General features: G+C 62.2%; 21 protein-coding genes and 4 tRNA genes. 10 read left to right on the top strand and 15 right to left on the bottom strand.

Features of this window, described 5'->3' with window-relative positions:
• Nucleotides 1–311: 311 nt before the first annotated feature.
• Nucleotides 312–1280: a cysteine synthase A gene (gene cysK, locus REA38_RS14775; protein ID WP_033635454.1), complete on the bottom strand. Its 969-nt coding sequence runs from the start codon at nt 1278–1280 to the stop codon at nt 312–314.
• Between the two features lie 185 nt (nt 1281–1465).
• Nucleotides 1466–2224, bottom strand: a complete 759-nt coding sequence (cysZ, locus tag REA38_RS14770; protein WP_033635453.1) for a sulfate transporter CysZ — start codon at nt 2222–2224, stop codon at nt 1466–1468.
• A 221-nt stretch (nt 2225–2445) separates the two neighbouring features.
• Between cysZ and zipA the strand changes: the two genes are divergently transcribed.
• From zipA to REA38_RS14755, 3 genes are all read left to right on the top strand, one after another.
• Nucleotides 2446–3462 (top strand): cell division protein ZipA, encoded by a 1017-nt coding sequence (zipA, locus tag REA38_RS14765; RefSeq protein ID WP_060427682.1) that lies wholly within the window; start codon nt 2446–2448, stop codon nt 3460–3462.
• 79 nt (nt 3463–3541) lie between these two features.
• Nucleotides 3542–5563, top strand: coding sequence for an NAD-dependent DNA ligase LigA (ligA, locus tag REA38_RS14760; protein ID WP_047571072.1), 2022 nt, complete (start codon nt 3542–3544; stop codon nt 5561–5563).
• Nucleotides 5563–5778, top strand: a complete 216-nt coding sequence (locus tag REA38_RS14755; RefSeq protein WP_004936441.1) for a DUF3820 family protein — start codon at nt 5563–5565, stop codon at nt 5776–5778. Before ligA ends, REA38_RS14755 begins: the two co-directional genes overlap by 1 nt.
• A 26-nt stretch (nt 5779–5804) precedes the next feature.
• Here REA38_RS14755 and REA38_RS14750 read toward each other — a convergent pair whose 3' ends face one another.
• Nucleotides 5805–6803 carry a bile acid:sodium symporter family protein gene (locus tag REA38_RS14750; protein WP_164134899.1) on the bottom strand — a complete coding sequence of 333 codons (999 nt, stop codon included), beginning with the start codon at nt 6801–6803 and terminating at the stop codon, nt 5805–5807.
• Between the two features lie 96 nt (nt 6804–6899).
• Between REA38_RS14750 and REA38_RS14745 the strand changes: the two genes are divergently transcribed.
• Nucleotides 6900–7820 carry a LysR family transcriptional regulator gene (locus REA38_RS14745; RefSeq protein WP_308886121.1) on the top strand — a complete coding sequence of 307 codons (921 nt, stop codon included), beginning with the start codon at nt 6900–6902 and terminating at the stop codon, nt 7818–7820.
• 1 nt (nt 7821) lies between these two features.
• On the opposite strand, the gene REA38_RS14740 is transcribed toward REA38_RS14745, so the two are convergent.
• Together REA38_RS14740 and REA38_RS14735 are read right to left on the bottom strand one after the other, a co-directional pair.
• Nucleotides 7822–8289 carry a FlxA-like family protein gene (locus REA38_RS14740; protein WP_060422042.1) on the bottom strand — a complete coding sequence of 156 codons (468 nt, stop codon included), beginning with the start codon at nt 8287–8289 and terminating at the stop codon, nt 7822–7824.
• Nucleotides 8290–8341: 52 nt separating this feature from the next.
• Nucleotides 8342–8890 (bottom strand): nucleotidyltransferase family protein, encoded by a 549-nt coding sequence (locus REA38_RS14735; protein ID WP_308886119.1) that lies wholly within the window; start codon nt 8888–8890, stop codon nt 8342–8344.
• 159 nt (nt 8891–9049) lie between these two features.
• On the opposite strand from REA38_RS14735, the gene REA38_RS14730 reads away from it, so the two are divergent.
• Both REA38_RS14730 and eutC read left to right on the top strand, forming a co-directional pair.
• A complete protein-coding gene (locus REA38_RS14730) occupies nt 9050–10435 on the top strand; it encodes an ethanolamine ammonia-lyase subunit EutB (protein WP_126192480.1) in 1386 nt (461 codons plus the stop codon).
• Nucleotides 10432–11223: an ethanolamine ammonia-lyase subunit EutC gene (gene eutC / locus REA38_RS14725; RefSeq protein ID WP_161726334.1), complete on the top strand. Its 792-nt coding sequence runs from the start codon at nt 10432–10434 to the stop codon at nt 11221–11223. Before REA38_RS14730 ends, eutC begins: the two co-directional genes overlap by 4 nt.
• Here the strand turns inward: eutC and REA38_RS14720 are convergent.
• Nucleotides 11202–12104, bottom strand: a complete 903-nt coding sequence (locus REA38_RS14720; protein ID WP_033635445.1) for a LysR family transcriptional regulator — start codon at nt 12102–12104, stop codon at nt 11202–11204. The two genes, eutC and REA38_RS14720, sit on opposite strands and share 22 nt — an antisense overlap.
• 451 nt (nt 12105–12555) lie before the next feature.
• Here REA38_RS14720 and budA point away from each other — a divergent pair, with 451 nt between their 5' ends.
• The 3 genes from budA (at nt 12556) to REA38_RS14705 (ending at nt 16782) form a co-directional block, all read left to right on the top strand.
• Nucleotides 12556–13335, top strand: a complete 780-nt coding sequence (gene budA / locus REA38_RS14715; RefSeq protein ID WP_033635443.1) for an acetolactate decarboxylase — start codon at nt 12556–12558, stop codon at nt 13333–13335.
• Between the two features lie 32 nt (nt 13336–13367).
• A complete protein-coding gene (alsS, locus tag REA38_RS14710; RefSeq protein WP_308886117.1) occupies nt 13368–15053 on the top strand; it encodes an acetolactate synthase AlsS in 1686 nt (561 codons plus the stop codon).
• Between the two features lie 142 nt (nt 15054–15195).
• On the top strand, nt 15196–16782 hold the full coding sequence (locus REA38_RS14705; protein WP_308886116.1) for an ABC transporter substrate-binding protein: 1587 nt from the start codon (nt 15196–15198) through the stop codon (nt 16780–16782).
• A 35-nt stretch (nt 16783–16817) separates the two neighbouring features.
• Here the strand turns inward: REA38_RS14705 and REA38_RS14700 are convergent, their stop codons facing one another.
• A complete protein-coding gene (locus REA38_RS14700) occupies nt 16818–18980 on the bottom strand; it encodes a TonB-dependent siderophore receptor (RefSeq protein ID WP_308886115.1) in 2163 nt (720 codons plus the stop codon).
• 277 nt (nt 18981–19257) lie between these two features.
• Here REA38_RS14700 and fes point away from each other — a divergent pair, with 277 nt between their 5' ends.
• Nucleotides 19258–20541, top strand: a complete 1284-nt coding sequence (gene fes / locus REA38_RS14695; RefSeq protein ID WP_308886114.1) for an enterochelin esterase — start codon at nt 19258–19260, stop codon at nt 20539–20541.
• Nucleotides 20542–20578: 37 nt separating this feature from the next.
• Here fes and REA38_RS14690 read toward each other — a convergent pair whose 3' ends face one another.
• From REA38_RS14690 to REA38_RS14655, 8 genes are all read right to left on the bottom strand, one after another.
• Nucleotides 20579–21385, bottom strand: coding sequence for an ABC transporter ATP-binding protein (locus REA38_RS14690; protein ID WP_033655005.1), 807 nt, complete (start codon nt 21383–21385; stop codon nt 20579–20581).
• Nucleotides 21386–21402: 17 nt separating this feature from the next.
• Nucleotides 21403–22440, bottom strand: a complete 1038-nt coding sequence (gene fepG / locus REA38_RS14685; RefSeq protein WP_308886112.1) for an iron-enterobactin ABC transporter permease — start codon at nt 22438–22440, stop codon at nt 21403–21405.
• Nucleotides 22440–23495, bottom strand: coding sequence for a Fe(3+)-siderophore ABC transporter permease (fepD, locus tag REA38_RS14680; protein ID WP_033635435.1), 1056 nt, complete (start codon nt 23493–23495; stop codon nt 22440–22442). Before fepD ends, fepG begins: the two co-directional genes overlap by 1 nt.
• A gap of 215 nt (nt 23496–23710) precedes the next feature.
• Entirely contained in the window at nt 23711–24718 is a 1008-nt protein-coding gene (gene fepB / locus REA38_RS14675; protein WP_033649828.1) for a Fe2+-enterobactin ABC transporter substrate-binding protein, read from the bottom strand.
• Nucleotides 24719–24913: 195 nt separating this feature from the next.
• Nucleotides 24914–24989, bottom strand: a tRNA-Lys gene (locus REA38_RS14670).
• A gap of 7 nt (nt 24990–24996) precedes the next feature.
• Nucleotides 24997–25072 (bottom strand) — tRNA-Val (locus tag REA38_RS14665).
• A 38-nt stretch (nt 25073–25110) separates the two neighbouring features.
• Nucleotides 25111–25186 (bottom strand) — tRNA-Val (locus REA38_RS14660).
• A gap of 28 nt (nt 25187–25214) precedes the next feature.
• Nucleotides 25215–25290: transfer RNA gene (locus REA38_RS14655), tRNA-Val, on the bottom strand.
• Nucleotides 25291–25363 lie beyond the last annotated feature (73 nt).

Genomic DNA, 25363 nt, shown 5'->3' with positions numbered 1-25363 from the left:
GACTATGGACAGGGGCGAACGTTGATGCAACAGAAAACGACGCGTTAGGCACTTCAGATCAAAAAACTCGGCTTTAGACGTCGTTCCAATCCGCTCCCCATTATGCCCGATTCGCCGCGTCGGCGACAGATGAGTAAATCGATTCAGCCTTGACCGGGCTCAGGGGGGATTAATTTTGCGCATCGAAATAATGCACCGTTAAATACTAAAGCCGGCGGGCAAAAGCAATCTTGGACTGCTATAAAGTTTGATCCAGTCCACAAAAAAGCACCCCGCAGGGTGCTTTTTTAGCGATTTGTGCAGTGGCGGAATTACTGCTGCAATTCCTGCTCGGTGAACAGATCGGCGAACAGCGCGGTGCTCAGGTAACGTTCGCCGGAAGAGGGCAGGATCACCACGATGGTCTTGTCGGCGAACGCCGGTTCTTCGGCCAGTTTCACCGCCGCCGCGACCGCTGCGCCGGAGGAAATGCCCGCCAGGATGCCTTCTTCGTCCATCAGGCGGCGCGCCATGCTGATGGCCTCGTCGTTGGAGACTTTCTCGACGCGATCCACCAGATCCAGATCGAGGTTGCCCGGAATGAAGCCGGCGCCGATGCCCTGGATCTTGTGCGGGCCCGGCTTCAGCTCTTCACCGGCCAGCGCCTGGCTGATGACCGGCGAGTCGGTCGGCTCGACCGCCACGGTGGTGATGGCCTTGCCTTTGGTGTTCTTGATGTAGCGGCTGACGCCGGTCAGCGTGCCGCCGGTGCCGACGCCGGAGATGAATACGTCGACGTCGCCGTCGGTGTCTTCCCAGATTTCCGGGCCGGTGGTTTTTTCATGGATCGCCGGGTTGGCCGGGTTGCTGAACTGCTGCAGGATCAGGTAACGGTTCGGATCGGTGGCGACGATCTCTTCGGCTTTGGCGATAGCGCCTTTCATGCCTTTCGCCCCTTCGGTCAGCACCAGATTGGCACCCAGCGCCTTGAGCAGCTTGCGGCGCTCGATGCTCATGGTTTCCGGCATGGTCAGCGTCAGCTTGTAACCGCGTGCGGCGGCAACGAAGGCCAGCGCGATGCCGGTGTTGCCGCTGGTCGGCTCCACCAGCTCTTTGCCGGCGGTCAACACGCCGCGTTGTTCCGCATCCCAAATCATATTGGCACCGATGCGGCATTTGACGCTGAAGCTCGGGTTGCGTGATTCAACCTTGGCCAGAATGCGTCCGTTGCCGATACGGTTCAGACGAACCAGCGGCGTATGGCCGATTGTTAATGAGTTGTCTTCATATATCTTGCTCATAGCCCGTCCTTTAACTCTATGAAAATGTGGGGAACATCGAAAGCATACGCTAACAGTACCGACAGGGAAGTAAAGAATTGGTATATCTATATGTTATTAGGAAATAAGTTTTAAGCACAATGATAAGGGCGCGAAATGCGCGCCCTGTCGAAAATTCCCGCGCTATCGGCGGTAAAAAGCGGCGGTTATCGGACGAACTGTGAGCGGTAGCGATCGACCCACATGGCGGTGGCGCCGCAGACGGCGACCGGCAGGATCACCAGGTTGAGGATCGGGATCATGGTGAACAGGCTGACCAGCGCGCCGAACTGCAGGTTAGCGGGTTTGTGCTGGCGCAAGGCGCGGCGCATGTCGGCAAAGCTCACCTTGTGGTTGTCGAACGGGTAGTCGCAATACTGGATCGCCAGCATCCAGGCGCTGAACAGGAACCACAGCACCGGCGCCACCGTCTGGCCGATGCCGGGCACGAAGTACAGCGCCAGCAGCAGCAGCGCGCGCGGCAGGTAATACATCAACTTGCGCCATTCGCGCGCCATGATGCGCGGCAAATCTTTGGCGATGCCGAGCAGGCCGGTGTCCGGCAGCGGTTTGCCGGTCAGGCTGCCTTCGAGCTGCTCGGCCAGCAGGCCGCAGAACGGCGCGGCGATCAGGTTGGTGATGGTGCTGAACAAATAGCTGAACACCAACAGCACCGAAATGACCGCCAGCGGCCACAGCAGGTAGCTCAACCATTGCAGCCAGTCGGGAACGTGGCTCATCATCGCCGGGATCCAGTCGCCGAGTTGGCTGAACAGCCACCAGAAAGCGGAACCCATCAGCAGCACGTTGACCAGCAACGGCAGGACCACATAGCGTTTAATCCCCGGGCGCGAAATCAGGCGCCAACCCTCGGCGAAATAGTGAATGCCGCTGGTCGAACGGGAAGGGGGCTGCGTATAGGACATATCTTAAGTTATCTCGTTGTCTGAACAGGCATCATTATCATATAGGGATGATTTTCCACTGGCTAGGGTAGGGTTGGCTGAAAAACCAGCAGAAAAAGGCAGTATAATCATCTTTATTGGCATAAAGTTCAGCACGGACTTGCACTTGTGTGCGCGGGCAAATAGAGTTAAAGAGTGAATGTTTGCCGCGGTGGCAATGTATTGGAACAACAGAGATAGCAATGATGCAGGATTTGCGTCTGATATTAATCGTTGTTGGCGCGATCGCCATAATAGCGCTGTTATTGCACGGTCTGTGGACCAGTCGCAAAGAACGGTCAGCGCTCTTCCGCGATCGCCCAGCCAAACGTTCCCAAAAGGAACGTGAACAAACTCCGATCGACGATCTCGAAGAAGGCGTCGGTGAGGTGCGCGTACGCGCCGCTCACCCGCAAGACGAGCCGTCATTCGGCCATTTCGATGCCGCACGCGAAGAACCCGTGGCCGCGCCGAAGCCCGCTCCGGCGGCTGCGCCAGCGCCCCGCGCCGTTCAGCCGGCTGCCCATCAGACGCCGCCTCCGTTGTCTCAGCGGCCGGAGTATGATGACATCCTGCTGAACAACTACGCGCCGGACGAAGAACCGGCCGAACCGCAGCAACCGCAACCGGCCGCGCGCCGTGAGCCGCGCGTCGACGATCTGCCGCATGAACATGAGGTGCCGCAGGTGGCGGAACCGGCATTCCACGCCGAGCCGGCCTCTGTGCAGCCAGCGCCGGAAGTGAAGCCTGCGCCGGAACCTGCACCGCAGCCGGCGGCTGCGCCAATTCAGGCTAAACTGAAAGAGACCGTGCTGGTGCTGCACGTCGCGGCCCACCAGGGCGGCGTGATCGGCGGCGAAGTGCTGCTGCAGAGCGTGTTGCAGGCCGGCTTCCAGTTTGGCGAAATGGGTATCTTCCACCGCCATATCAGCCCGGCCGGCAGCGGCCCGGTGCTGTTCAGCCTGGCGAACATGGTCAAGCCGGGATCGTTCGATCCTGACATGATGTCCGACTTCTCCACGCCGGGCGTGTCGATGTTCATGATGGTGCCGTCTTACGGCGACGCCAATCAGAACTTCAAGCTGATGCTGCAGTCGGCACAGCGCATCGCCGACGACGTGGGCGGCGTGGTGCTGGACGATGAGCGCCGCATGATGACGCCGCAGAAGCTGGAAACCTACAAAGCGCGCATTCGTGAAGTGTTGGAAAACAACGCCTGACCGGGTTGCCGCGCGCACAGAACATCCGTAACAACAAAGCCCCCGCTAGCCGGGGGTTTTTTATCTTTGATGGTGAGCCATGGAATCGATAATCCAACAAATCAATCAACTACGAGCCACATTGCGCCATCATGAATACCAGTATCATGTGCTGGATGCGCCGGAAGTGCCGGATGCGGAATATGACCGCCTGATGCGCGAACTGCGGGAACTGGAGAGCGCGCATCCTGAGTTGGTCACCGCCGATTCACCGACCCAGCGCGTGGGCGCTGCACCGCTGGCGGCGTTTGACCAGGTGCGCCACGAAGTGCCGATGCTGTCGCTGGACAACGTGTTCGACGAAGAAAGCTTCCTGGCGTTTTACAAGCGCGTGCAGGACAGGCTCAAAAGCAGCGATCCGCTGACCTTCTGCTGCGAGCTGAAGCTGGACGGCCTGGCGGTCAGCCTGCTGTACGAAGACGGTGAGCTGGTGCGCGCGGCGACGCGCGGCGACGGCACCACCGGCGAAAACATCACCTCCAACGTGCGCACCATTCGCGCCATTCCGCTGCGCCTGACCGGCGACAACATCCCGCGCCGGCTGGAAGTGCGCGGGGAAGTGTTCATGCCGCAGGCCGGTTTTGAACAGATGAACGAAGAAGCCCGGCGCAAAGACGGCAAGGTGTTCGCCAACCCGCGCAACGCCGCCGCCGGCTCGCTGCGCCAGCTCGATCCGCGCATTACCGCCAAACGCCCGCTGACCTTCTTCTGCTACGGCGTCGGCCTGCTGGAAGGCGGCGAACTGCCGCGCAGCCACTTTGAGCGCCTGATGCAGTTCAAGGCCTGGGGCCTGCCGGTCAGCGATCGCGCCCAGCGCCGCACCGGCAGCGAGGAAGTGCTGGCGTTTTATCGCCAGGTCGAGCAGGACCGCGCGCAGCTCGGTTTCGACATCGACGGCGTGGTGATCAAGATTGACGACATCGATCTGCAGGAAACGCTGGGCTTCGTGGCGCGTGCGCCGCGCTGGGCGACGGCGTTCAAATTCCCGGCGCAGGAGCAGATCACCGTAGTGCGCGAAGTGGAGTTTCAGGTTGGCCGCACCGGCGCGATTACGCCGGTGGCGCGCCTTGAGCCGGTGCTGGTGGCCGGGGTGACCGTCAGCAATGCCACCTTGCACAACGCCGATGAAATTGAGCGTCTGGGGCTGCGCATCGGCGATACGGTGATCGTGCGCCGCGCCGGCGACGTGATCCCGCAGGTGGTGGGGGTGCTGGAAGACCGCCGGCCACAGGATGCGCGCGAAGTGGTGTTCCCGCTGCACTGCCCGGTGTGCGGCTCAGACGTTGAGCGCGTGGAAGGCGAGGCGGTAGCGCGCTGCACCGGCGGTCTTATCTGCGGCGCGCAGCGCAAAGAGGCGTTGAAGCACTTCGTTTCCCGCCGCGCGCTGGACGTTGAAGGCATGGGCGACAAGATCATCGAGCAGCTGGTGGACAAAGAGTACGTGAAGAATCCGGCCGATCTGTTCCGCTTGTCCGCCGGCATTCTGACCGGCCTGGATCGCATGGGGCCGAAATCGGCGCAGAATCTGGTCAATGCGCTGGAGAAATCCAAGCAGACCACCTTCGCCCGTTTCCTGTATGCGCTGGGCATTCGCGAGGTTGGCGAGGCGACCGCCGCCAACCTGGCGGCGCATTTCGGATCGCTCGAGAAGCTGTTCGCCGCCGATATCGAGGCGCTGAAAGAGGTGCCGGACGTCGGCGAAGTGGTGGCCAAACACACCCGCAATTTCCTTGATGAAGCGCTCAATCAGCAGGTGATCAACGAGCTGGTGGGCGCCGAGATCGGCATTCACTGGCCGGCACCGGTGGTGGTGGTCGCCGAAGAGATAGACAGCCCGTTCGCCGGCAAAACCGTGGTGCTGACCGGCTCGCTGAGCCAGCTGTCGCGCGACGAGGCCAAAGATCGCCTGACGGCGCTGGGCGCCAAGGTCAGCGGCAGCGTGTCGAAGAAAACCGATTTGGTGATCGCCGGCGAAGCGGCCGGCTCCAAGCTGGCGAAGGCGCAGGAGCTGGGTATCGCCGTGATCGACGAAGCGGAGATGATCCGCCTGCTGGGTGACTGATGGAAAAGGAAAACCTGCTGGAGATCGCCAATACCGTGATGCCGTTCGGCAAGTACCAGGGACGGGTGCTGATCGATCTGCCTGAAGAGTACCTGCTGTGGTTCGCCCGCAAGGGTGAATTTCCCAAAGGCAAGCTCGGCATGCTGATGGAGATGACGCTGGCGATTAAAATCGAAGGGCTTGACCACCTGGTCAAGCCGCTGAAGAAAAGTTGAACTGACGGGCCCCGGCCCGTCTTTTTTTACCCGCGCGACACCTGCGCGTTGGCGTTGGGCACCGCCTGTTGCGCCTGCTGCTTGCGCTGATACCTTTTCGCCAGCACCGCACAGGTCATCAGCTGCACCTGATGGAACACCATCAGCGGCAGCACCATGAGCCCCACCGTCGCCGCCGGGAACAGGATATTGGCCATCGGAATGCCGTTCGCCAGGCTCTTCTTCGAGCCGCAGAACACGATGGTGATCTCGTCCGCCTTGCTGAACCCCAGCCAGCGCGCCATGTAGGTGTTCACCACCAGCACGATCGTCAGCAGCACGATGCTGCCGCCGACGATAAACGCCAGCGAACCGATCCCCACCTGATGCCAGATGCCGTGCGTCACCGCCTCGCTGAAGGCGGCGTACACCACCAGCAGGATCGAGGTCTGGTCGGTTTTGCCGATCAGCGGGCGATGGCGCTCGATCCAGCCGCCGATCAGCGGTCGCAGCAGGTGGCCGGCGACGAACGGCACCAGCAGTTGCAGCACGATCGAGCCCACCTGCCGCAGGCTGCCGGTATCGCCGTGCACGTTCATCAGCAGGCCGACCAACAGCGGCGACACGAAGATCCCCAGCAGGCTGGAGGCGGAGGCGCTGCACACCGCCGCCGCCACGTTGCCGCCCGCCAGCGAAGTGAAGGCGATGGCCGACTGCACGGTGGCGGGCAGGATGCACAGGTAGATGAAACCGGCGTACAGCTCGGGGCTGACGTCGATCGGCGCCCACCAGGCGAACAGCATCCCCAGCGCCGGAAAAATGATGAAGGTGCTGAACATCACCCACAGATGCAGCCGCCAGTTATTGCTGCCGGCCAGGATGGCCTCGCGCGACAGCTTGGCGCCGTGCATGAAGAACAGCAGGGCGATGGCGGCGATGGTCAGGACGTTGAGCCAGCCGACGAACTCGCCGCGCGCCGGCAGGAAAGAAGCCAGCAGCACGGTGGCGATCAGCGTCAGGGTAAAACGATCGGGCAGGAATCTCATGGCGATGCGCTCGGGTAGAAAATCGATGGGGCTATTCTCCCGCGTGGGCATATAATAATTAAATTGATTTATTTAATTTATATATGAATAAAACACATGAATTACTCACTCAAACAGCTGCGGGTGTTCGTCGCTGTCGCCCGCCACGGCAGCTTCAGCCGCGCCGGCGAGGCGATCGGCCTGACGCAATCGGCGGTCAGCCACAGCGTGAAAGAGCTGGAGGCGGAGGTCGGCGTTCGCCTGCTGGATCGCACCACGCGTGAAGTGGTGTTGACCGATGCCGGCCTGCAGCTGGCCAACCGGGTCGAACGGCTGCTGGACGAACTGCAGGCCGCGTTGCTGGATGCGCGCAGCTTTGGCGTACAGCGCAGCGGTACGGTGCGGGTGGCGACCAGCCAGACCATTTCCGCCCATCTGATGCCGCAGTGCATCGCCGCCGGTGAACGCGAATACCCGGAGATCCGCATCATGCTGCGCGATCAGGCGCAGCAGCAGGTGCTGCACAGCGTGCGCAACGCCGAGGTGGATTTCGGCATCGTGGTCGATCCGGTGCAGGCGGTAGATCTGGAGTGCGAAGCGGTGCTGCATGAACCGTTCCTGCTGCTGTGCCGCGACGACCACCCGTTTGCTGCGCAGCAAGAGGTGCGTTGGTCGGCGTTAAACGGCTGCCGCCTGGTGTTGCAGGATTACGCGTCGGGCAGCCGGCCGTTGATCGACAGCGCGCTGAGGCAGCAGGGCGTCGAGGCGCAGGTGGTGCAGGAAATCGGCCATCCGGCCACGCTGTTCCCGATGGTGGCGGAGGGGATCGGCATCAGCATCTTCCCGGCGTTGGCGCTGCCGCTGCCGGAAGGGGGGCGGCTCCGGGTGCGGCGGCTGGTGCCGGAGATCAACCGCGCGCTGATGCTGGTGCGGCGTAAAAATCGCTCGCTGACGCCGGCGGCGGAGGCCATCTGGCAGGTCGCGCGTCAGCAGGCGGCGCTGCTGCACCAGCGCCGGCAGGAAAACGCGGAATATTGACTCAGATATAGACGTCCACCGCGTTGAGCGGCGTCGGGCGGTTTACGCCGTCGCCGGCTTGCGCCGCGGCTTTTTCCATTTGCTCCTGCTGCTGCTTTTCCATTTCTTCTTTCTGGATGCGCGCGATCTCGGCCTGCAGCATCTTGATCTGCGCTTCGATCAGCTGTTTCTGCTTCTCGATCTCTTTGGGATCGGCGCTGGAGTCCTTCAGCTCCACCAGCTTTTGCTGCAGAGCCTGAATCTGCCGGTTCAGCGCCTTGATGCGCGCCGAGGCGCGGCTTTCGTTGAGATTTGCCGGTTCGTCATTGCCGTTGGCGCCTTCGTTTTTCTTCGCCTTGCCGCCTTCCGGCTGGTTGTTGACCGGTTTGGCCATCAGCAATTCGCCCTGATGGCCCGGCGCGCTGAAGACGTTGCTGACGCCGGGAACGGTATTTTTGATCGGTACGATCATGGTGATGCTGGTCGACATGGATGCTCTCCCTGAGTCGGTATATCGCTGTTCAGGGTATCGGCAGCGGCGGCTAAATCTTTACTTGCCGCAGGCGCGGCCAGCGCTGCAGCCAGCCTTTGTCGAGCACGCGCTGGGCATAGGCAGCGCGATCGCCGTTTTTCACGTTGAAGGTGATGGTGTCGCCGAACAGCGCCGCGAGCCCGAAGGGAGCCACCAGCGTGAGGCTGTCGTCGGCGTTCAGGCGCGCGCCGATCGCCGTTTCCACTTCGGTCCAGAAGCTGATGGCCTCTTCGCTGTTGCGGTAAGGCGCCCGGCCGCCGCGCAGATGCATGCGCGCCTGATTCTTGACCGACCACGGCTGCGGCAGCCATTGCTGCAGCCGCGCCTCCAGCATGCGATCGCGCTTGGCGTCCGCACGCTCCGCATCGAAGTGGATCACGTCGATATCGTTGAGCGGCGTGGGCTCCACATAGCCGTGGCGCCGATCCCACACCAGATTGCGTACGAAGCCGGCGCCGAGGCACCAGTCATTCAGGCCGAGCCGGCGCACGGTGCGCAGGGCGGCCATGCGCGCGTCATCTTGTTGCAGCCAGTCGATAATTTGCCGTTGCGGATCCATCACCCCTCCTGTTTTCGCGGCTACTGTAACCCGAAGCGGCGGCGGGTGAAATGGCAGGAGGCGTGATGACGGCGATCGCAGGCAAATTAATTTTCTTCTCTCACTGACTACACTTGGTGCAGGGCTTTTATCTCGTCACTCGGGGCAAGGGAGGGGGCTATGTATCAGGCAACGGTGGGCCAACGCGGCTATCGCTTCGGCGATCTGCGTCAGCTGATGGCGAAGGCTTCGCCGGCGCGTTCCGGCGATTATCTGGCGGAGGTGGCGGCGCACAGCGCCGAAGAGCGCATGGCGGCGCGCATCGCGCTGGCGGACTTGCCGCTCAAGGCATTCCTGCAGCATGCGCTGGTGCCGTACGAACAGGACGAGGTGACGCGCCTGATTATCGACGGCCACGATGCCGCCGCCTTCGAGCCCATCTCGCACCTCACGGTCGGCGATTTTCGCGACTGGCTGTTGAGCGAGCAGGCGGACAGCGCCATGCTGGCGCAGGTGGCGGCCGGCATCACGCCGGAGATGGCGGCGGCGGTGAGCAAGATCATGCGCAATCAGGATCTGATTTTGGTGGCCAAGAAGTGCCGGGTGGTGACGCGCTTTCGCAATACGATTGGCCTGCCGGGCCACCTCAGCGTGCGGCTGCAGCCCAATCACCCGACCGACAGCCTGCAGGGCATCGCCGCCAGCATGCTGGACGGCCTGTTGTACGGCAGCGGCGACGCGGTGGTCGGCATCAATCCGGCCAGCGACAGCCTGCCGCTGCTGGAAAAGCTCAACTACATGCTGGACGACGTGATCCAGCGCTTTGCCATTCCCACCCAATCCTGCGTGCTGACCCACGTGACCAACACGCTGCGGCTGATAGAGCGCGGCGCGCCGGTGGATCTGGTGTTTCAGTCGATCGCCGGTACCGAAGCGGCCAATCGCGGCTTCGGCATTAATCTGGCGCTGCTGGAGGAAGCGCAGCAGGCGGCGCTGAGCCTCAGGCGCGGCACGCTGGGCGACAACGTGATGTATTTCGAAACCGGGCAGGGCAGTTGCCTGTCGGCCAACGCCCATCACGGCGTCGATCAGCAAACCTGCGAGGCGCGCGCCTATGCGGTGGCGCGCCATTTCTCGCCGCTGCTGATCAACACCGTGGTAGGGTTTATCGGCCCCGAATACCTGTATGACGGCAAGCAAATTATCCGCGCCGGGCTGGAGGACCACTTCTGCGGCAAGCTGCTCGGGCTGCCGCTGGGCTGCGACGTCTGCTACACCAACCATGCCGAAGCCGATCAGGACGACATGGACACGCTGCTGACGCTGTTGGCCGCCGCCGGGTTAACGTTCCTGATCGGCGTGCCGGGCGCGGACGACATCATGCTCAACTACCAAAGCACGTCGTTCCATGACGCGCTCTATATCCGCGAGCTGCTGGGGCTGAAGCACGCGCCAGAGTTCGCCGCCTGGCTGGCGGCGATGAACATCACCGACGAACGCGGGCGGCTGCGCGATGCCGCCGCCAATCATCCGCTGCTACTGGCGTTGCAGGGAGAACGCACATGAGCAAACCGGTTCACGTCAACAGCTGGGACGCGCTGCGCGCCTTTACCGATGCGCGCATCGCGCTGGGGCGCACCGGTGCCAGCCTGCCGACCGACGAACTGCTGCGCTTCGGCCTGGCTCATGCCCAGGCGCGCGACGCGGTGCATCAGCCTTTCGACAGCGAGCGGCTGGCGGCGGATCTGCACGATGCCGGTTGGCCCACGCTGGCGGTGCACAGCCAGGCCGCCGACCGCGCCGCCTATCTGCGCCGGCCGGATCTGGGGCGGCGATTAGCGCCGGATAGCCGCAGCCTGCTGCTCGGTTCGCCATCGCGCCGCGTCGATCTGCTGCTGGTGGTGGCGGACGGTCTCTCCTCCAAGGCGGTGCACCGCCAGGCGCTGCCGCTGCTGCAGGCGCTGCGGCCCTATCTCGATACGCTGGGGCTGACCGTTGCGCCGGTGGTGCTGGCGCATCAGGCGCGGGTGGCGCTGGGGGATGAGATCGGCGAATGCCTGCAGGCCCGGGCGGTGGCGGTGCTGATCGGCGAACGGCCGGGGCTGTCGTCGCCGGACAGCCTGGGTGTCTATATGACCTGGGGGCCGAACGCGCGCAGAACGGACGCCGAGCGCAATTGCATCTCCAACGTGCGCCCCGAGGGGCTGGATTACCCGCAGGCGGCGTTCAAATTGGCCTGGCTGCTGGAGCAGGCGTTCCAGCGCCGGCTGACCGGCGTCGAACTGAAAGACGAGAGTGACAACCCGGCGCTGCGCGGCCGGGTAACGCCGCTTTACCCCCAGTTGGGCGGCTGACCGAGGGTTTGCTGCAGCAGGGCGGTGAAGGCCGCCAGCCGGGCGGACACCTTCGCCATTGGGCGCAGCAGATAGATGCCTTGCTGCTCATGGCGCGGATCTTCGAGCATCTGCACCAGTTGCCCGTGCTGCACGTCAGGCCCCACCACCCAGTTGGGTAGAAAGGCGATGCCGAGCCCGAGCAGCGCCGCCTGGCGCTGCGCGGTGAAGTCGTCGCAGCGCAGCGCCATGGTGCAGCGGTTCATCAGCGCCGCGTCGAGGATCTGCGCCCAGCAGGCCGGCTGCTGCTTGTGGTAGCGGGCGATCAGCCGATGCTGCGGCAGCGCTTCCAGATCGGCCGGCAGGCCATAGCGGGCGACGTAGGCGGGGCTGGCGCACATTACCCAGCGTTGGGTGGCGATGCGGCTGGCATACAGCGCGCTGTCCTTCTGTTCGCCGATGCGGAGGGCGGCGTCGAGCCGCTCCTGCGTCGGATCGGTCTGGCGTTCGGTCAGATCGAGGTCGACCGACAGCTGCGGGTAGCGTTCCGCCAGCGTCGGCAGCAGCGGCAGCACATAGGTTTTGCCGAAGGTTGGCAGGCAGCTGATGCGCAGCGTGCCCTGCGGCGTTTCGTTCAGCGCGCTCAGCTCGGCGCGAAGGCCGGTGATGTCCGTCATCAGCGCGGCGGCGCGCGTCAGCAGCAGCTCGCCGGCGTCGGTCAGCAGCAGGCCACGGGTGGAGCGCACGAACAGCGCGGCGCCGAGCGCGCTTTCCAGGGCATCGATGTGGCGCACCAGTGAAGAGGGCACCATGCCCAGCCGGCGCGCAGCGGCGGAAAAGCTGCCCAGGCGGGCGACGTCGAGAAAAATTGGCAGATGTTCTACATAGCGGGCGTCATTCATTTTTGCATTATATGCAAAAGCGTTTCTTATGAATACCCGCTTCTCTGCCGGCGGCGCGGCGGCTACTCTGGCTGCGGGTTGACGACGGGCTTCGGCGCCGTCCCATCCCGGCCGCATAGAGAAAAAACGCATAAACCTCGCGGCGCTTAGCACCAAATAGCAGATGTTTTTCCCAGGCCGCGTGAGCCGCCTGCGGAGTTGATTGCCGCTCCAACACCAGATTAACCGTTCAATTTGATAACCGGTTCAGTCTTAATGATTAGTAAGCCTTTACTTTATCTCATTCTGATCTGATGCCTGGTTATCGGCCGGCCAGCCGTGCCGGTTTTTTTGTCGCCTCAGGCTGAATCGTTCCAACTGATGAACGCGCCTTGGGGGGCATCTTGGCTCACCGTCGGTGGGTCTTTTGAACGCGCGGAACCGCGGTTTCGCGCTGGTGGAGGAGTCAGTCATGAACGAAAAACACGGGTGTGCCTGTGCGCGCCATTTGGCGCAGGGTTTTGCCAGGCAGTCGATCAACGCCGGGGAGGGCGAAATCTATCAAATCTCGCTGATGAGCGCGCTCATCGACGGGGTCTACGAGGGTGAAACCACCATTGCCGAGCTGCTCAAGCACGGCGATTTCGGCCTCGGCACCTTCAATCACCTGGACGGCGAACTGATCGCTTTCGACCAGGAAATACACCAGCTGCGCGCCGACGGCAGCGCCCGGCCGGCCGGCCTGCAACAGCAAACCCCCTTCGCCGTCGTCACCTTTTTCCAGCCCAGCGTCAGCCAGCAGTTCGACCGGCCGATCACCAAGGCGCAGCTGCACCAGTGCATCGACGAGCAGGTCGCCTCGCCGAACCTGTTTTGCGCGGTGCGGGTCGACGGCGAGTTCAGCCACGTGGAAACCCGCACCGTGCCGCGCCAGGAGCGGCCCTACCGCCCGATGCTGGAGGCGATAGAAGAGCAGCCGACCTTCTCGTTCCATCAGCGGCGCGGCACGCTGGTTGGTTTCCGCTCGCCGGATTACATGCAGGGCATCGGCGTGGCCGGCTATCACGAACACTTCGTTACCGACGACCGCAGCGGCGGCGGCCACGTGCTGGACTACCAGCTCGATCATGGCCGTCTGCAGTTCGGCGTCATCACGCGTCTCAATCTTCAGTTGCCGCATGATGCGGATTTCTTGCGCGCCAACCTCTGTCCAGAGGATTTGGATCGCGCGATTCGTTCCGCCGAGGGCTAACCCCGGCGATCGTTTTCTTAGGAGGTGGAACCATGGCACAGGAAAAAACAGGCAATGACTGGCAATGCGGCGCCGATTTGGTGGTGAAAAACCTGGAAGCGCAGGGCGTCAAACACGTTTTCGGCATTCCGGGCGCCAAGATCGACCGGGTGTTCGACTCGCTGGAGGACGCGCCATCGATTGAAACGGTGGTGGTGCGGCATGAGGCCAACGCGGCCTTTATGGCGGCGGCGGTCGGCCGCTTGACCGGTAAGGCCGGGGTGGCGCTGGTCACCTCCGGGCCGGGCAGCTCCAACCTGATCACCGGGCTGGCCACCGCCACTTCGGAAGGGGACGCGGTGGTGGCCTTCGGCGGGGCGGTGAAGCGCGCCGACAGCCTGAAACAGACGCACCAGAGCATGGATACCGTCAGCATGTTCCGGCCGGTGACCAAGTATTGCGCCGAAGTGCATGCCGGTTCGGCAATTTCCGAGGTGATCGCCAACGCCTTTCGCCGCGCCGAGTTCGGCCGGCCGGGGGCATCGTTCGTCAGCCTGCCGATGGATATCGTCAATGAACCGGTGAGCGCGCCGGTGCTGGCCGGCTGCCGCTTGCCGCGCATGGGGGCCGCGGCGGCGGACGACATTCAGGCGGCGGTGAAACTGATCCGGCAGGCCAAATGCCCGGTATTGCTGCTCGGCCTGCAGGCCAGCCGGCCGGAGAACAGCGAAGCGGTGCGCCATCTGCTGTACCGCACCCATATGCCGGTGGTTGGCACCTATCAGGCGGCGGGGGTGATCGACGTCAACCACTTCGCCCGTTTCGCCGGCCGCGTCGGCCTGTTCAACAACCAGCCGGCCGATCAGCTGTTGCAGAAGGCCGATCTGGTGGTCAGCGTCGGCTATGATCCGATCGAATACGATCCCTGCATGTGGAACAGCCACGGGCGGCTGAAACTGGTGCACATCGACGTGCTGCCGGCGGATATCGACATCTGCTATCGGCCGGACGTCGAGCTGGTGGGCAACATCAGCGCCACGCTGAACATGATGACCGAAACGTTCACTGAGGCGGTCTGCGTGCCGCCGGAGGTGGAGCTGATCCTCACCGATCTCGGCCGCCAACGCACGGAACTGGCGGAGCGCGCCGCGCGCCGCGGCGGCATGCCGATCCACCCGCTGCGCATCGTCAAGGAGCTGCAGGACATCGTCAGCGACGACGTAACCCTGTGCGTGGACATGGGCAGCTTCCATATCTGGATCGCCCGTTACCTGTACAGCTTCCGCGCCCGTCAGCTGTTGATCTCCAATGGCCAGCAAACCATGGGGGTGGCGTTGCCGTGGGCCATCGGCGCGGCGCTGGTGCGCCCTGGCGATAAAGTGGTGTCGATCTCCGGCGACGGCGGGTTCATGCAGTCGAGCATGGAGCTGGAGACCGCGGTGCGGCTGAAAAACAACATCGTGCACGTCATCTGGGTCGATAACGCCTACAACATGGTGGAGATGCAGGAAGTGAACAAATACCAGCGCAAATCCGGCGTGGAGTTTGGGCCGATCGACTTCAAAGCCTACGCGGAATCCTGCGGCGCGGTCGGTTTCGCCGTGCAGTCGGTGGACGATCTGCGGCCGATGCTGCGCAAGGCGATGGCGATCCAGGGGCCGGTGGTGGTGGCCATTCCGGTCGACTACGCCGACAACTATAAGCTGATGGCGCAGATGAACTTCAGCCAGATGATTTAATTTCATCATCCTCGCGCCGTTTCACCGGGCAGGCCGCATGCGCGCCTGCCCGTTTTTATGCGCGGAATTTGTCCTTTACATCGCTAACCGCATGATTTATTGCTAACCGTTGGGCTGTTTTTTCACCACTGGGGATAGCGCAATGAAAAGAAAAGCAATAACGATCGGGCTGCTGGCGTTGGCGATTGCCGGCGGCGCGCGGGCCAATACGCTGGTCTACTGTTCCGAAGGCTCGCCGGAAGGCTTCAACCCGCAGCTGTTCACCTCCGGCACCACGGTGGACGCCAGTTCGGCGGCGATCTACAACCGGCTGGTGGACTTCAAACCCGGCACCGTCGAGCTGCAACCCAGCCTGGCGGAAAGCTGGGAGGTGAGCGAGGACGGCAAGCGCTATACCTTCCACCTGCGCAAGGGCGTGGCATTCCAGAGCAATAAATATTTTACGCCCACCCGCGATTTCAACGCCGATGACGTCATCTTCTCGTTTATGCGGCAAAAGGACGCCAACAACCCGTATCACAAGGTCTCCAACGGCGCCTACACCAACTTCGAGTCGATGGAGTTCGGCACGCTGATCGACCGGATCGTCAAGGTGGACGACAACACCGTGCGCTTTGAGCTCTCCCGCGCCGAGGCGCCGTTCGTCGCCGATCTGGGCATGTACTTCGCCACCATTTTTTCGGCGGAATATGCCGACGCGATGCTGAAGGCCGGCACGCCGCAGCGGGTGGACAACGATCCGATCGGCACCGGGCCGTTCCAGCTGGTGCAGTATCAGAAAGACGCGAAAATCCTCTACAAGGCGTTCGATCGTTACTGGGAAGGCAAACCGAAGATCGACCGGCTGGTGTTTTCGATCACGCCGGATGCGACGGTGCGTTACGCCAAGCTGCAAAAGAACGAGTGTCAGGTGATGCCGTTCCCCAATCCGGCGGATCTGGCGCGCATGCGGCAGGACGGCAACCTTCAGGTGATGGAAAAATCCGGCTTGAATATCGGCTTCCTGGCGTTCAACACCCAGAAGAAACCGTTGGATAACGTCAAGGTGCGCCAGGCGTTGGCGCTGGCGGTCAACAAGCCGGCGATCATCGAGGCGGTGTTCCACGGCGCCGGCCAGCCGGCCAAGAATCTGCTGCCGCCGACCCAGTGGGGCAGCAACGCGCAGCTTGAAGATTACCCGTATTCGCCGGAGCGGGCGAAGCAGCTGTTGCAGGAGGCCGGGCTGGGGCAGGGGTTCGACATCGATCTGTGGGCGATGCCGGTGCAGCGGCCCTACAATCCCAACGCCAAACGCATGGCGGAGATGATCCAGGCCGACTGGGCCAACATCGGCGTGCGCGCCAAAATCGTCACCTTCGAGTGGGGCGAATATTTGCAGCGGATTAAAAACGGCGAGCACCAGACGGCGCTAATGGGCTGGACCACCGCCAACGGCGATCCGGACAACTTCTTCGGGCCGCTGTTCACCTGCGCTTCGCTCGGTGGTTCGAACTCGGCGAAATGGTGCTACAAACCGTTCGACCAGCTGATCCTGCAGGCGCGCGAGGAGAACGATCACGCCAAGCGGGTGGCGATGTACCAGCAGGCGCAGGTGATGATGCACGATCAGATGCCGGCGCTGATGATCGCGCACTCGACCATCTTCGAACCGGTGCGCAAGGAAGTGAAAGGCTACGAGATAGACCCGTTCGGCAAACACATCTTCAAGCAGGTATCGCTGGAGAAATAAAGCAGGGCGCCGCGGCAATGCGGCGCCCAAAGGTTTTACCAGCTGTAGCTGACCGTGGCGGTGACGGTGCGGCCGCTGCCGTAGAAACAGGCGTCCACGCCGCCGCAGGACGAAACGTAATGCTTGTCGGTCAGGTTGTTGACGTTAACCTGTAGCGCGGCGCCTGCCAGGCTTGGAGCCACTTCTGCCAATTCGTAGCGCGCCATCCAGTCATACAGCGTAAAGGCCGGCACTTTGTAGGTGTTGGTCGCATCGCCTTGGCTGGCGCCGTTGTAGCGTACCCCAGCGCCGGTGGAGAAGCCTTTCAGCGGCCCTTGCAGGAAGCTGTAGGTTCCCCAGGCGGAGGCGGCGTGCGTCGGCACCATCACCAGCGTCTTGCCGCGCTGATCGTCGACATAGGTTTCTTTGGTAACGATGTCGGTATAGGTGTAGGCCGCCATGAGCGCGATGGCCGGGGTGAGCTGTGAATGCACTTCGGCTTCCAGCCCCTTGGAACGCACTTTGCCGATCTGCTCCTTGTATTTGGTTACCGGGTTGGTGGAGCTGACGTTTTTCTGCGTCAGATCGAACAACGCCAGCGTCAGCAGCGTGTTGCTGTTCTTCGGCTGGAATTTCACGCCGATTTCGGTTTGTTCACCGGTGGTGGGCTTGAACGGATCGGTGCCCGGCGCGCCGGTATCGAGGTTGGGTTCAAACGATGTGCTGTAGCTGATGTACGGGGCAATGCCGTTGTCAAAGGCGTACAGCAGGCCGCTGCGGCCAGTCAGCTTGGTGTCGTTTTGCTGACTGTCGCTGGATCTCAACATGTCCTGAGTGCGCAGCTCGGTCCAGTCGTTGCGCAGCGACAACAACAAATTCCAACCGCCGTAGCTCATCTGATCCTGCAGATAAACGCCGAGTTGGTCCAGCACCTTGCGGTTATCGGTGACCTTCGGCAATGCGCTTTCGTTGACCGGCATGCCGTAAACCGGCCGAGTCCAGTCGAGGAAATAGCCCGCGCTGTCGCCGCGCCAGTTTTGGGTATTGACCTTGCTCCACTTGTAGTCAAGGCCGGTCAACACGCTGTGCTCGACGTCGCCGGTGCTGAATTGCGCTTTCAGTTGGTTATCCAACCCCAGCTCATGGGATTTGACGATATCTTTTTGCGGACGGCGCTGCAGCAGCGTGCTGTTTTTGGCTTGCGACATGAACACCAGATATTTGTAACGTTCATCCACCGTGGTGTAACGCATGTTCTGCTGGAAAGAGAAAACGTCGTTAATATAGTGCTCGAAGATATAGCCGAACGAGGTTTGTTCGCGGCGAGCCTGATTGAAACCGGGATCGCTGACGTTGAAATCATACGGCAGATAGCCGGCGCTGCTTTTGATCGCCACGCCGGAGGTCGGCAGGAAGTTGCGGTAGCCGTTCTCCGGTTCCTTTTGATAGCTGGTCAACAGGGTGAACGTCGTGTCTTCATTGGCGATATAGGTCAGCGCCGGTGCGATGGCGAAGCGTTTTTCCTTGTGCTCTTTGATACCGGTCTCTTTGGTGCCGGCGATGCCGTTAAGGCGATACAGCAGTTTGGCATCTTCGTCCAATGCGCCGCCGAAGTCGAAAGCGGCCTCTCCTTGATGCAGGTTGCCCGCGCTCAATTGCAGTTTGCGAATAGCCTGGGCGACGGGCCGCTTGCTGGTCATCGCCACCAGCCCACCCGGGTTGGCCTGGCCGTACAGCACAGAAACCGGGCCGCGCACCACCTCAACGCGTTCAAGCAGCCAGGGATCGATCTGGCCGCTTTGATAGCTCAGGCCGTCCAGATATTTTGGGGCGTAACGAAAGCCGCGTACGATCACTTCGTCGCTGCGGTTAGAGGTGCCGCGGTATTCCGCCACGACGCCGCTGGAGTATCGCAGCGCCTGGGCGACGGAAGCCGCATCCTGCTGATCCATTTGATCGCGCGTGACGACGGTGATGGCCTGCGGCGTTTTTACCAACGGCGCGGCGCTTTTGGTTCCCGCCGCGCTTTCTTTGGCGACGATGCCCTGCAGCGGCGCGGTGACGTTTTCCTGTGCGCCGGCGACGACGGTGATATCACGCTCAACGTTGTCGGTTCCGGCCTGTACGCCCGGCGCCAGCAGCATGGCTGAGGTCAGCAAGAGCTTGGCGACTGGGTGACGCAGAGGTTGATTGGCGGTATTTTGGGGGTGTTCTGACATTTTTCATCCCTTAAAAAACAATTTTATATCAAGCTATTGCCGTCTTTTTTCATTTGGCGCCGCCGAGAAGGGCTGCGCAGTTCCTTGCCATAAATGAACGGTGGACGAATCGCTTACCGTTTTGCAGAGCCACGCTTCGAAGTGGCCTTGTTGACCTCAGGCGCGTTGATTTATAATTGGTTACATTTTATTGAAAATACAAATGATTCTCAATACCATTTGCATTATTCAAGAAAACAAAAAACGCCGGGTGCGGTGAACAGGGGAAAAAGGAAAAATGCATTCGCTTCATGCCGATGGCCTGGTGCTCAACCTGCTGCAAAGGCCCGATCTCGGCGGAGAAGATTGGTGGCGTCAGGTCGCGGAGTTGGGAATGCCGCTCGTCGAATCGCTGCCCGCAGCGCAGGTGCGCGTTACCTTTTTCTGGCGCGACCCGTGGGGCGATGAACGGCGCTCGCCGATTAAAAAGGTGTATGTCGATATCAACTGCGTGACCGACCATCACAGCCCTTCGCCACAGAGTCTGGAACGCCGGCCGGGTAGCGATATTTGGTGGTGGCAGTTCACTGTTCGCGAAGATTGGCGAGGCAGTTACAGTTTTATACCCATTGAGACGGCGCAACTGCCGCCCGCTTTTACCGGCGATGCGGCTCAGCGTCGGCAGCAGCAGCGTCAGTGGTGGTGTTCGTTGTTTCCGTTGATGCGCCATGATCCGCTCAATCCGGTGGCGCCACACTGCAGCAGCCGCGGCTTCCCGTTGTCTGCGATACATTTGCCGGCGGCGCCGGATCAATCAGCGTGGCGGGCGTTGGACGCCGGGCAAGCATTGCCCGCCGCGTCTGGGCGTTTGCAGCACTTCTTTTGGCACAGCGAACGATTGGCTAACCGACGCAACATCTGGCTGTACGCCACCGGCGCAGGGGAAGACCGCCCGTTAGTCGTACTGCTGGACGGGCAATTTTGGCTGCATGGCATACCGATTTTTTCCGCACTGGACGCCGAGACGCTTAACGGAAGGCTGCCGTCGGCGCTTTATCTGTTTATCGACGTGATAGACATGGCGCGGCGTGCGGAAGAATTGGCCTGCAATGCGGCTTTCTGGCGGGCGGTGCAAGAGGAGCTGCTGCCGCAGGTGGCGGCGCGTGCGCCTTACAGCGACGATCCGCAGCGCACGGTGGTGGCGGGGCAGAGTTACGGCGGGTTGGCGGCGTTGTATGCCGCGTTGCATTGGCCGCAGCGTTTCGGCTGTGTATTGACCCAGTCGGGTTCTTTCTGGTGGCCGCACATTGAAGCGATGATTAACCCGGCTGAGGAGTATGACGCCGACGTCGGCTGGTTGACTGAACAGGTGCGGCGGGGCTTGTGCGCCGCGACGCCGCTGCGCGTCTTTCAGGAAGCCGGTGAAGGGGAGAGGGATATTCATCAGGTCAATCGCCAAATGCATCGGGCGCTGGTGGAGGCGGGGCATCGGGTCGATTATCGCGTGTTCGCCGGCGGGCATGATGCCGTCTGCTGGCGCGGCGGTTTGCTCGACGGATTGCGGGCGCTGTTGGCTCCCTAGTCATGGATAAACGAAGGCCGGGTTAACCCGGCCTTTTTCATGCCTGCGGCGTGTCGCAGTGGTAGCGGCCGCGCGGGATCACCAGCGGCGTGTGGGACAGCGGATCGTCGATGATCATGCACGGCATGCCGAATACCCGCTCAACCAGCTCGGCGGTGATGATCTCCGCCGGTTTCCCCTCCGCCACGATCTTGCCGTCGCGCATAGCGATGATGTGATCGGCATAGCGGCAGGCGTGGTTGAGATCGTGCAGCACCGCGATGAGGGTTTGGCCGTGCTCGCGGTTGAGCTGGCGGAACAGATCCAGCAGCTCGATCTGATGCGCGATGTCCAGATAGGTGGTCGGTTCATCCAGCAGCAGCAGCGGCGTTTGCTGCGCCAACGCCATCGCCACCCAGACGCGCTGGCGCTGCCCGCCGGACAGCTCGTCGACGCTGCGGTCCGCCAGCTGGCCGACGTTGGTGGCCGCCATGGCGGCTTCCACCGCCTGTTTGTCGGCTTGCGTCCACTGTTTCAGCAGGCTCTGGTGCGGGTAGCGGCCGCGCGACACCAGATCCGCCACGGTAATGCTGTCCGGTGCGATCGAGGTTTGCGGCAGCAGCCCAAGCTCGCGCGCCAGCGCCTTGGTGGCGAAGTTGCTGATGTTCTTGCCGTCCAGCATCACCTCGCCGGCGCTGGGTTTCAGCAGGCGGCACAGGGCGCGCAACAGCGTCGATTTGCCGCAGGCGTTCGGCCCGACGATCACCGTGAAGGCGCCGTCGGGGATCGCCACGCTCAGATCGTCAGCGATGATTTTATTGTCGTAGCCCAGCTTCAGATGCGAGGCGTGCAGGCGGTGGCTCATGGCATTGTCATTCTTCATTATCTGCGGGCCTCACGGATGAGCAGCCAAATCAGGTACAGGCCGCCGATACAGACGGTCACGACCCCGACCGGCAGTTGGATCGGTGCGAAAAGATGTTGGGACACTACGTCGGCGCCGAGCAGCAGCGCCGCACCCATCAGCGCCGAGGACGTCAGGGTGACCGAGGATTGGCCGGCCAGGCGGCGGGCGATCTGCGGCGCCGCCAGCGCGATAAAGGAAATCGGCCCGGCGGTGGCGGTGACGGCGGCGGTGAGGGTGACGCCGAACAGCATCAGCCACAGCCGGCTGCCTTCGGCGTTCACGCCCAGCGCGCGCGCCGTGTCGTCGCCCATTTCCAGCAGCTGCAGCCGTTTGCCCATCAGCAGCGCGGCCGCGGCCGCCAGCACGATGAACGCCGTGGCGGGTTGGGCTTTCTGCCAGGTCATGCCGTTGAGCGAACCGGCCTGCCACATGGCGGCGTCCATGGCGCGCTCCAGCGAGGCGGTGATGATCAGCCAGGTATTGGTGGAGACCAATACCGCGCTGATGGCGATGCCGACGATGATCAGCCGGAAGCCGGCGATGCCTTGCCGCCAGGCCAGCAGGTAGATGGCCAGCGCGGCGAGAATGCCGCCGGCCAGCGCGCCGCTGGCGATGTAGTAATAGCCGCCGTTGAACAGGGTGATGGCGATCAGCGCGCCGGTGTAAGCCCCCATGTTAAAGCCAATCACGTCCGGGCTGCCGAGCGGGTTGCGGATAATCGACTGGAAAATGGCGCCGCTCATGCCGAGCGCGGCGCCTAACAGCAGCGCCATGGCGATACGCGGCAAGCGCCATTGGGTGACCACGGTAACCAGATTTTTCGGCGCCTCGCCGCTGAGCGCGGCAAAGACCTGCTCCAGCGAGAGCTGCAGCGTGCCGTAGCACAGCGCGGTAACGGCCATCGCCAGGCACAACGCCAGCAGCGAAAGGTTGACCAGCAGCAGGCGCAGCGGCATGCGCCAGTTGATGACGCCGTCCGGGCGGCCGATATGCAACGTGTGGGGCAGACTCATCACAGCCCCCCCAGCGTTTTCTTGCGGCGCACCAGCCAGATCAGCACCGGCGCGCCGATGAAGGCCGCCACGATGGAAACCCGCAGCTCACCGGCCGCCAGCAGACGGCCGACCACGTCGGCGCACAGCAGTAAAATCGGCGCCAGCAGCATGGAGTAGGGCAGGATCCAGCGCTGGTCGGGGCCGACCCACCAGCGGGCGATGTGCGGCACCATCAGGCCGATAAAGCTAATTGGGCCGACGGTGGCGGTTGCCGCGCCGCACAGCAGCGTGATGGCGATCACCGCGATGACCTGAGTCAGCACCACGCGCGCGCCGAGCGCGATAGCCAGATCTTCCCCCATGCCGATGGTATTCAGCGGCCGGGCGATGAGCAGCGTCAGCAGGCAGCCGAGCAAAATGGCGGGGGCGGTGACCGGCAGCGTGGACAGCGTGCGGATATCCAGCGTGCCGGCCTGCCAGAAGCGCAGTTGGTCGAAGGTTTGCGGATCGATCAGCGACAGCCCGGTGGTGATGCCGAGCAGCACCGCGCCGATCGCCACGCCGGCCAGCGTCAGCCGCACCGGGTTGATGCGCCCGCCCGCCAGCGTGCCGATCAGGTAGACCAGCAGGGTGGTGAGGGCGGCGCCGACAAAGGCGTAGGCCATATAGCTTTCGGTGGTGGCGGCGCCGAAAAACATGATGCCGATGACCACGGCGAAGCTGGCGCCGGCGTTGATGCCGAGCACGCCGGGATCGGCCAACGGATTGCGCGTCAAGGCCTGAATCAGCGCGCCGGCGGCGCCGAGCGCCATGCCGGCCAAGATGCCCGCCAGCGTACGGGGCACCCGGGCGTTGAGAATGATGGTGCTGTCGGAACCGCTCGCGGCGCCCTGCAGGCTGAGCCAGACGGTGTGGAAGGGGATGGCTTTGGAACCCAGCATCAGGCTGGCAATGATGCACAGCAGCAACAGCGCCAAGCCGATACCGAACCCGGCGATGCGTTTGAAGCCACTGGCGTAAGCTGCGTGCGGTGCGGACGAAAGCGTCCGCTCAGTCGGAGTGGGTACGTTCACACCGGTAACTCCTGTATGATTTTTATTCTCATTGTTATTTGCGTTCATGCGGGGTGCCAATAGTAGCACGAGTTTACGCCCGCATGCACCCGCCGGTTGGTGGCGCAGGTGCGTTGACGATGTTAATAACTATTGATATTTCAATTGATTGAATGTGAACGGTTGCCCTGTTTATGGCAAACGTCGGCAGGAGGCTGACCCGCCGACGGCGTGGTTCAGGGCTTTTTGAACAGCCGTTCGATTTGGTTCAGCATGTTGGTGGCGCTGTAGTAATCGAGGCGGAAGGTGTCGTTGCCGACGGCATAGACGTGCCGCTGTTCCACCGGCTCCAGATGTTTGAGGAACGGGTTGGTCAGCACCTCTTGCACTTTGCGCTCGTTGGTGGCGAACAGGATCAGCGTTTTGCCGTTCAGGCCCTCGGCCATTTTTTCGCCGGAGATCTGGATGATGTCATGGCGTTTACCCATGCTGGTGTTGCCTTTGGCGCTTTCCGGCGGGGTGGCCAGCTGGAAGCCGAGCTGCGTCAGCAGCTTGCCCTGGGCGGAACCCGGCGTCCACAGCATGGCCTCGCGGCCGTTGTCGGCATACACCAGCGGAGTGGTCGGCTGCGGCGGCAGCGCGATCGCCTGCTTCACTTGCTCCACGCGCTGTTCGAAACGATCCTCCGCCTGTTTGGCGCCGGCTTCATGGCCGGTGATCTCGCCGAGCTCGCTGGCCAGCTGCTGCCAGCTCTTGTCGCCATAGTCGAGCACCAGCGTCGGCGCAATGGCGGACAGCTGGTCATACAGCTTCAACGCCGAATCACCGCCGGTGGCGGCGACGACGATCAAATCCGGTGCGGCGGCGGCGACGGCTTCGGCATTGGGCTCCACCTGGTACAGCCGTTCGACGTGGCGCTGTTTGGCCACTTCGCTCCACTGGGTAAAGAAGCCTTGCTTATCGGCCACCAGGGGATTTGGGCTGGTGGCGGCGCTGGCGACGACCGGGGCGTCGATAGCCAGCAGCGTGCCGGTGATGGTGACGCTGGTGGACACGATGCGCTGCGGCGGTTTTTCCAGCGTGAATTTCCCTTTGACGCTGTCGATGGTGCGCGGCCAACTGCTGTCGGCAGCGGGGGCGGACGGTTTCTGCCCGTCGCTCTGGTCGTCCGGGCCGCAGCCGCTGAGCAGCAGGCTGGAAGTGGCGATAAATGCAATGAACAGCTGGCGTAAGGATAGGGTCATGAGCGGGCTCTTTCTTTCCTTGAACTAAGGCTTATCAATCCGGCGGCGGATTGGCTGCGTGGTGGATGCCCGCTAATTTACCATCCAAGCCGGCAAAATGATAACCATTCGTATCTCAGCGCGTGGTGAATGAAGAAGAAAGGGATATCGATCGGCAGAAACGAAAAAAGCGCCAAAAGGCGCTTTTCTCTGAATTGGTGGGTCGTGCAGGATTCGAACCTGCGACCAATTGATTAAAAGTCAACTGCTCTACCAACTGAGCTAACGACCCGCAGAAGTGGTGGGTGATGACGGGCTCGAACCGCCGACCCCCTCCGTGTAAAGGAGATGCTCTACCAACTGAGCTAATCACCCACTTCAGGACTTCCAGGTACTGCTAAACGAGAGAATGATGGTGGGTGATGACGGGCTCGAACCGCCGACCCCCTCCGTGTAAAGGAGATGCTCTACCAACTGAGCTAATCACCCTCATTCGTTCTCATTTTTCTCAACAAGATGGTGGGCGATGACGGGCTCGAACCGCCGACCCCCTCCGTGTAAAGGAGATGCTCTACCAACTGAGCTAATCGCCCCGTCTTGTTGGAGTCGCATTATAGGGATAGTTCAAAGTGAGTCAACGGTTTTTAAAATGATTTCAATCGTTCG

This window comes from Serratia sp. MF1(2023), from assembly GCF_030954545.1.
GTDB classification, from domain to species: Bacteria; Pseudomonadota; Gammaproteobacteria; order Enterobacterales; family Enterobacteriaceae; genus Serratia; species Serratia sarumanii.
Note: the sequence above shows the minus strand (reverse complement) of the source record. Positions and strands in the feature narration are given on the sequence as shown.

Bases quoted from the DNA above. Each gene is read 5' to 3' on its own strand.
- cysK (WP_033635454.1), bottom strand. From the start codon at position 1,280: ATGAGCAAGATATATGAAGACAACTCATTAACAATCGGCCATACGCCG.
- cysZ (WP_033635453.1), bottom strand. From the start codon at position 2,224: ATGTCCTATACGCAGCCCCCTTCCCGTTCGACCAGCGGCATTCACTAT.
- zipA (WP_060427682.1), top strand. From the start codon at position 2,446: ATGATGCAGGATTTGCGTCTGATATTAATCGTTGTTGGCGCGATCGCC.
- ligA (WP_047571072.1), top strand. From the start codon at position 3,542: ATGGAATCGATAATCCAACAAATCAATCAACTACGAGCCACATTGCGC.
- REA38_RS14755 (WP_004936441.1), top strand. From the start codon at position 5,563: ATGGAAAAGGAAAACCTGCTGGAGATCGCCAATACCGTGATGCCGTTC.
- REA38_RS14750 (WP_164134899.1), bottom strand. From the start codon at position 6,803: ATGAGATTCCTGCCCGATCGTTTTACCCTGACGCTGATCGCCACCGTG.
- REA38_RS14745 (WP_308886121.1), top strand. From the start codon at position 6,900: ATGAATTACTCACTCAAACAGCTGCGGGTGTTCGTCGCTGTCGCCCGC.
- REA38_RS14740 (WP_060422042.1), bottom strand. From the start codon at position 8,289: ATGTCGACCAGCATCACCATGATCGTACCGATCAAAAATACCGTTCCC.
- REA38_RS14735 (WP_308886119.1), bottom strand. From the start codon at position 8,890: ATGGATCCGCAACGGCAAATTATCGACTGGCTGCAACAAGATGACGCG.
- REA38_RS14730 (WP_126192480.1), top strand. From the start codon at position 9,050: ATGTATCAGGCAACGGTGGGCCAACGCGGCTATCGCTTCGGCGATCTG.
- eutC (WP_161726334.1), top strand. From the start codon at position 10,432: ATGAGCAAACCGGTTCACGTCAACAGCTGGGACGCGCTGCGCGCCTTT.
- REA38_RS14720 (WP_033635445.1), bottom strand. From the start codon at position 12,104: ATGAATGACGCCCGCTATGTAGAACATCTGCCAATTTTTCTCGACGTC.
- budA (WP_033635443.1), top strand. From the start codon at position 12,556: ATGAACGAAAAACACGGGTGTGCCTGTGCGCGCCATTTGGCGCAGGGT.
- alsS (WP_308886117.1), top strand. From the start codon at position 13,368: ATGGCACAGGAAAAAACAGGCAATGACTGGCAATGCGGCGCCGATTTG.
- REA38_RS14705 (WP_308886116.1), top strand. From the start codon at position 15,196: ATGAAAAGAAAAGCAATAACGATCGGGCTGCTGGCGTTGGCGATTGCC.
- REA38_RS14700 (WP_308886115.1), bottom strand. From the start codon at position 18,980: ATGTCAGAACACCCCCAAAATACCGCCAATCAACCTCTGCGTCACCCA.
- fes (WP_308886114.1), top strand. From the start codon at position 19,258: ATGCATTCGCTTCATGCCGATGGCCTGGTGCTCAACCTGCTGCAAAGG.
- REA38_RS14690 (WP_033655005.1), bottom strand. From the start codon at position 21,385: ATGAGCCACCGCCTGCACGCCTCGCATCTGAAGCTGGGCTACGACAAT.
- fepG (WP_308886112.1), bottom strand. From the start codon at position 22,440: ATGAGTCTGCCCCACACGTTGCATATCGGCCGCCCGGACGGCGTCATC.
- fepB (WP_033649828.1), bottom strand. From the start codon at position 24,718: ATGACCCTATCCTTACGCCAGCTGTTCATTGCATTTATCGCCACTTCC.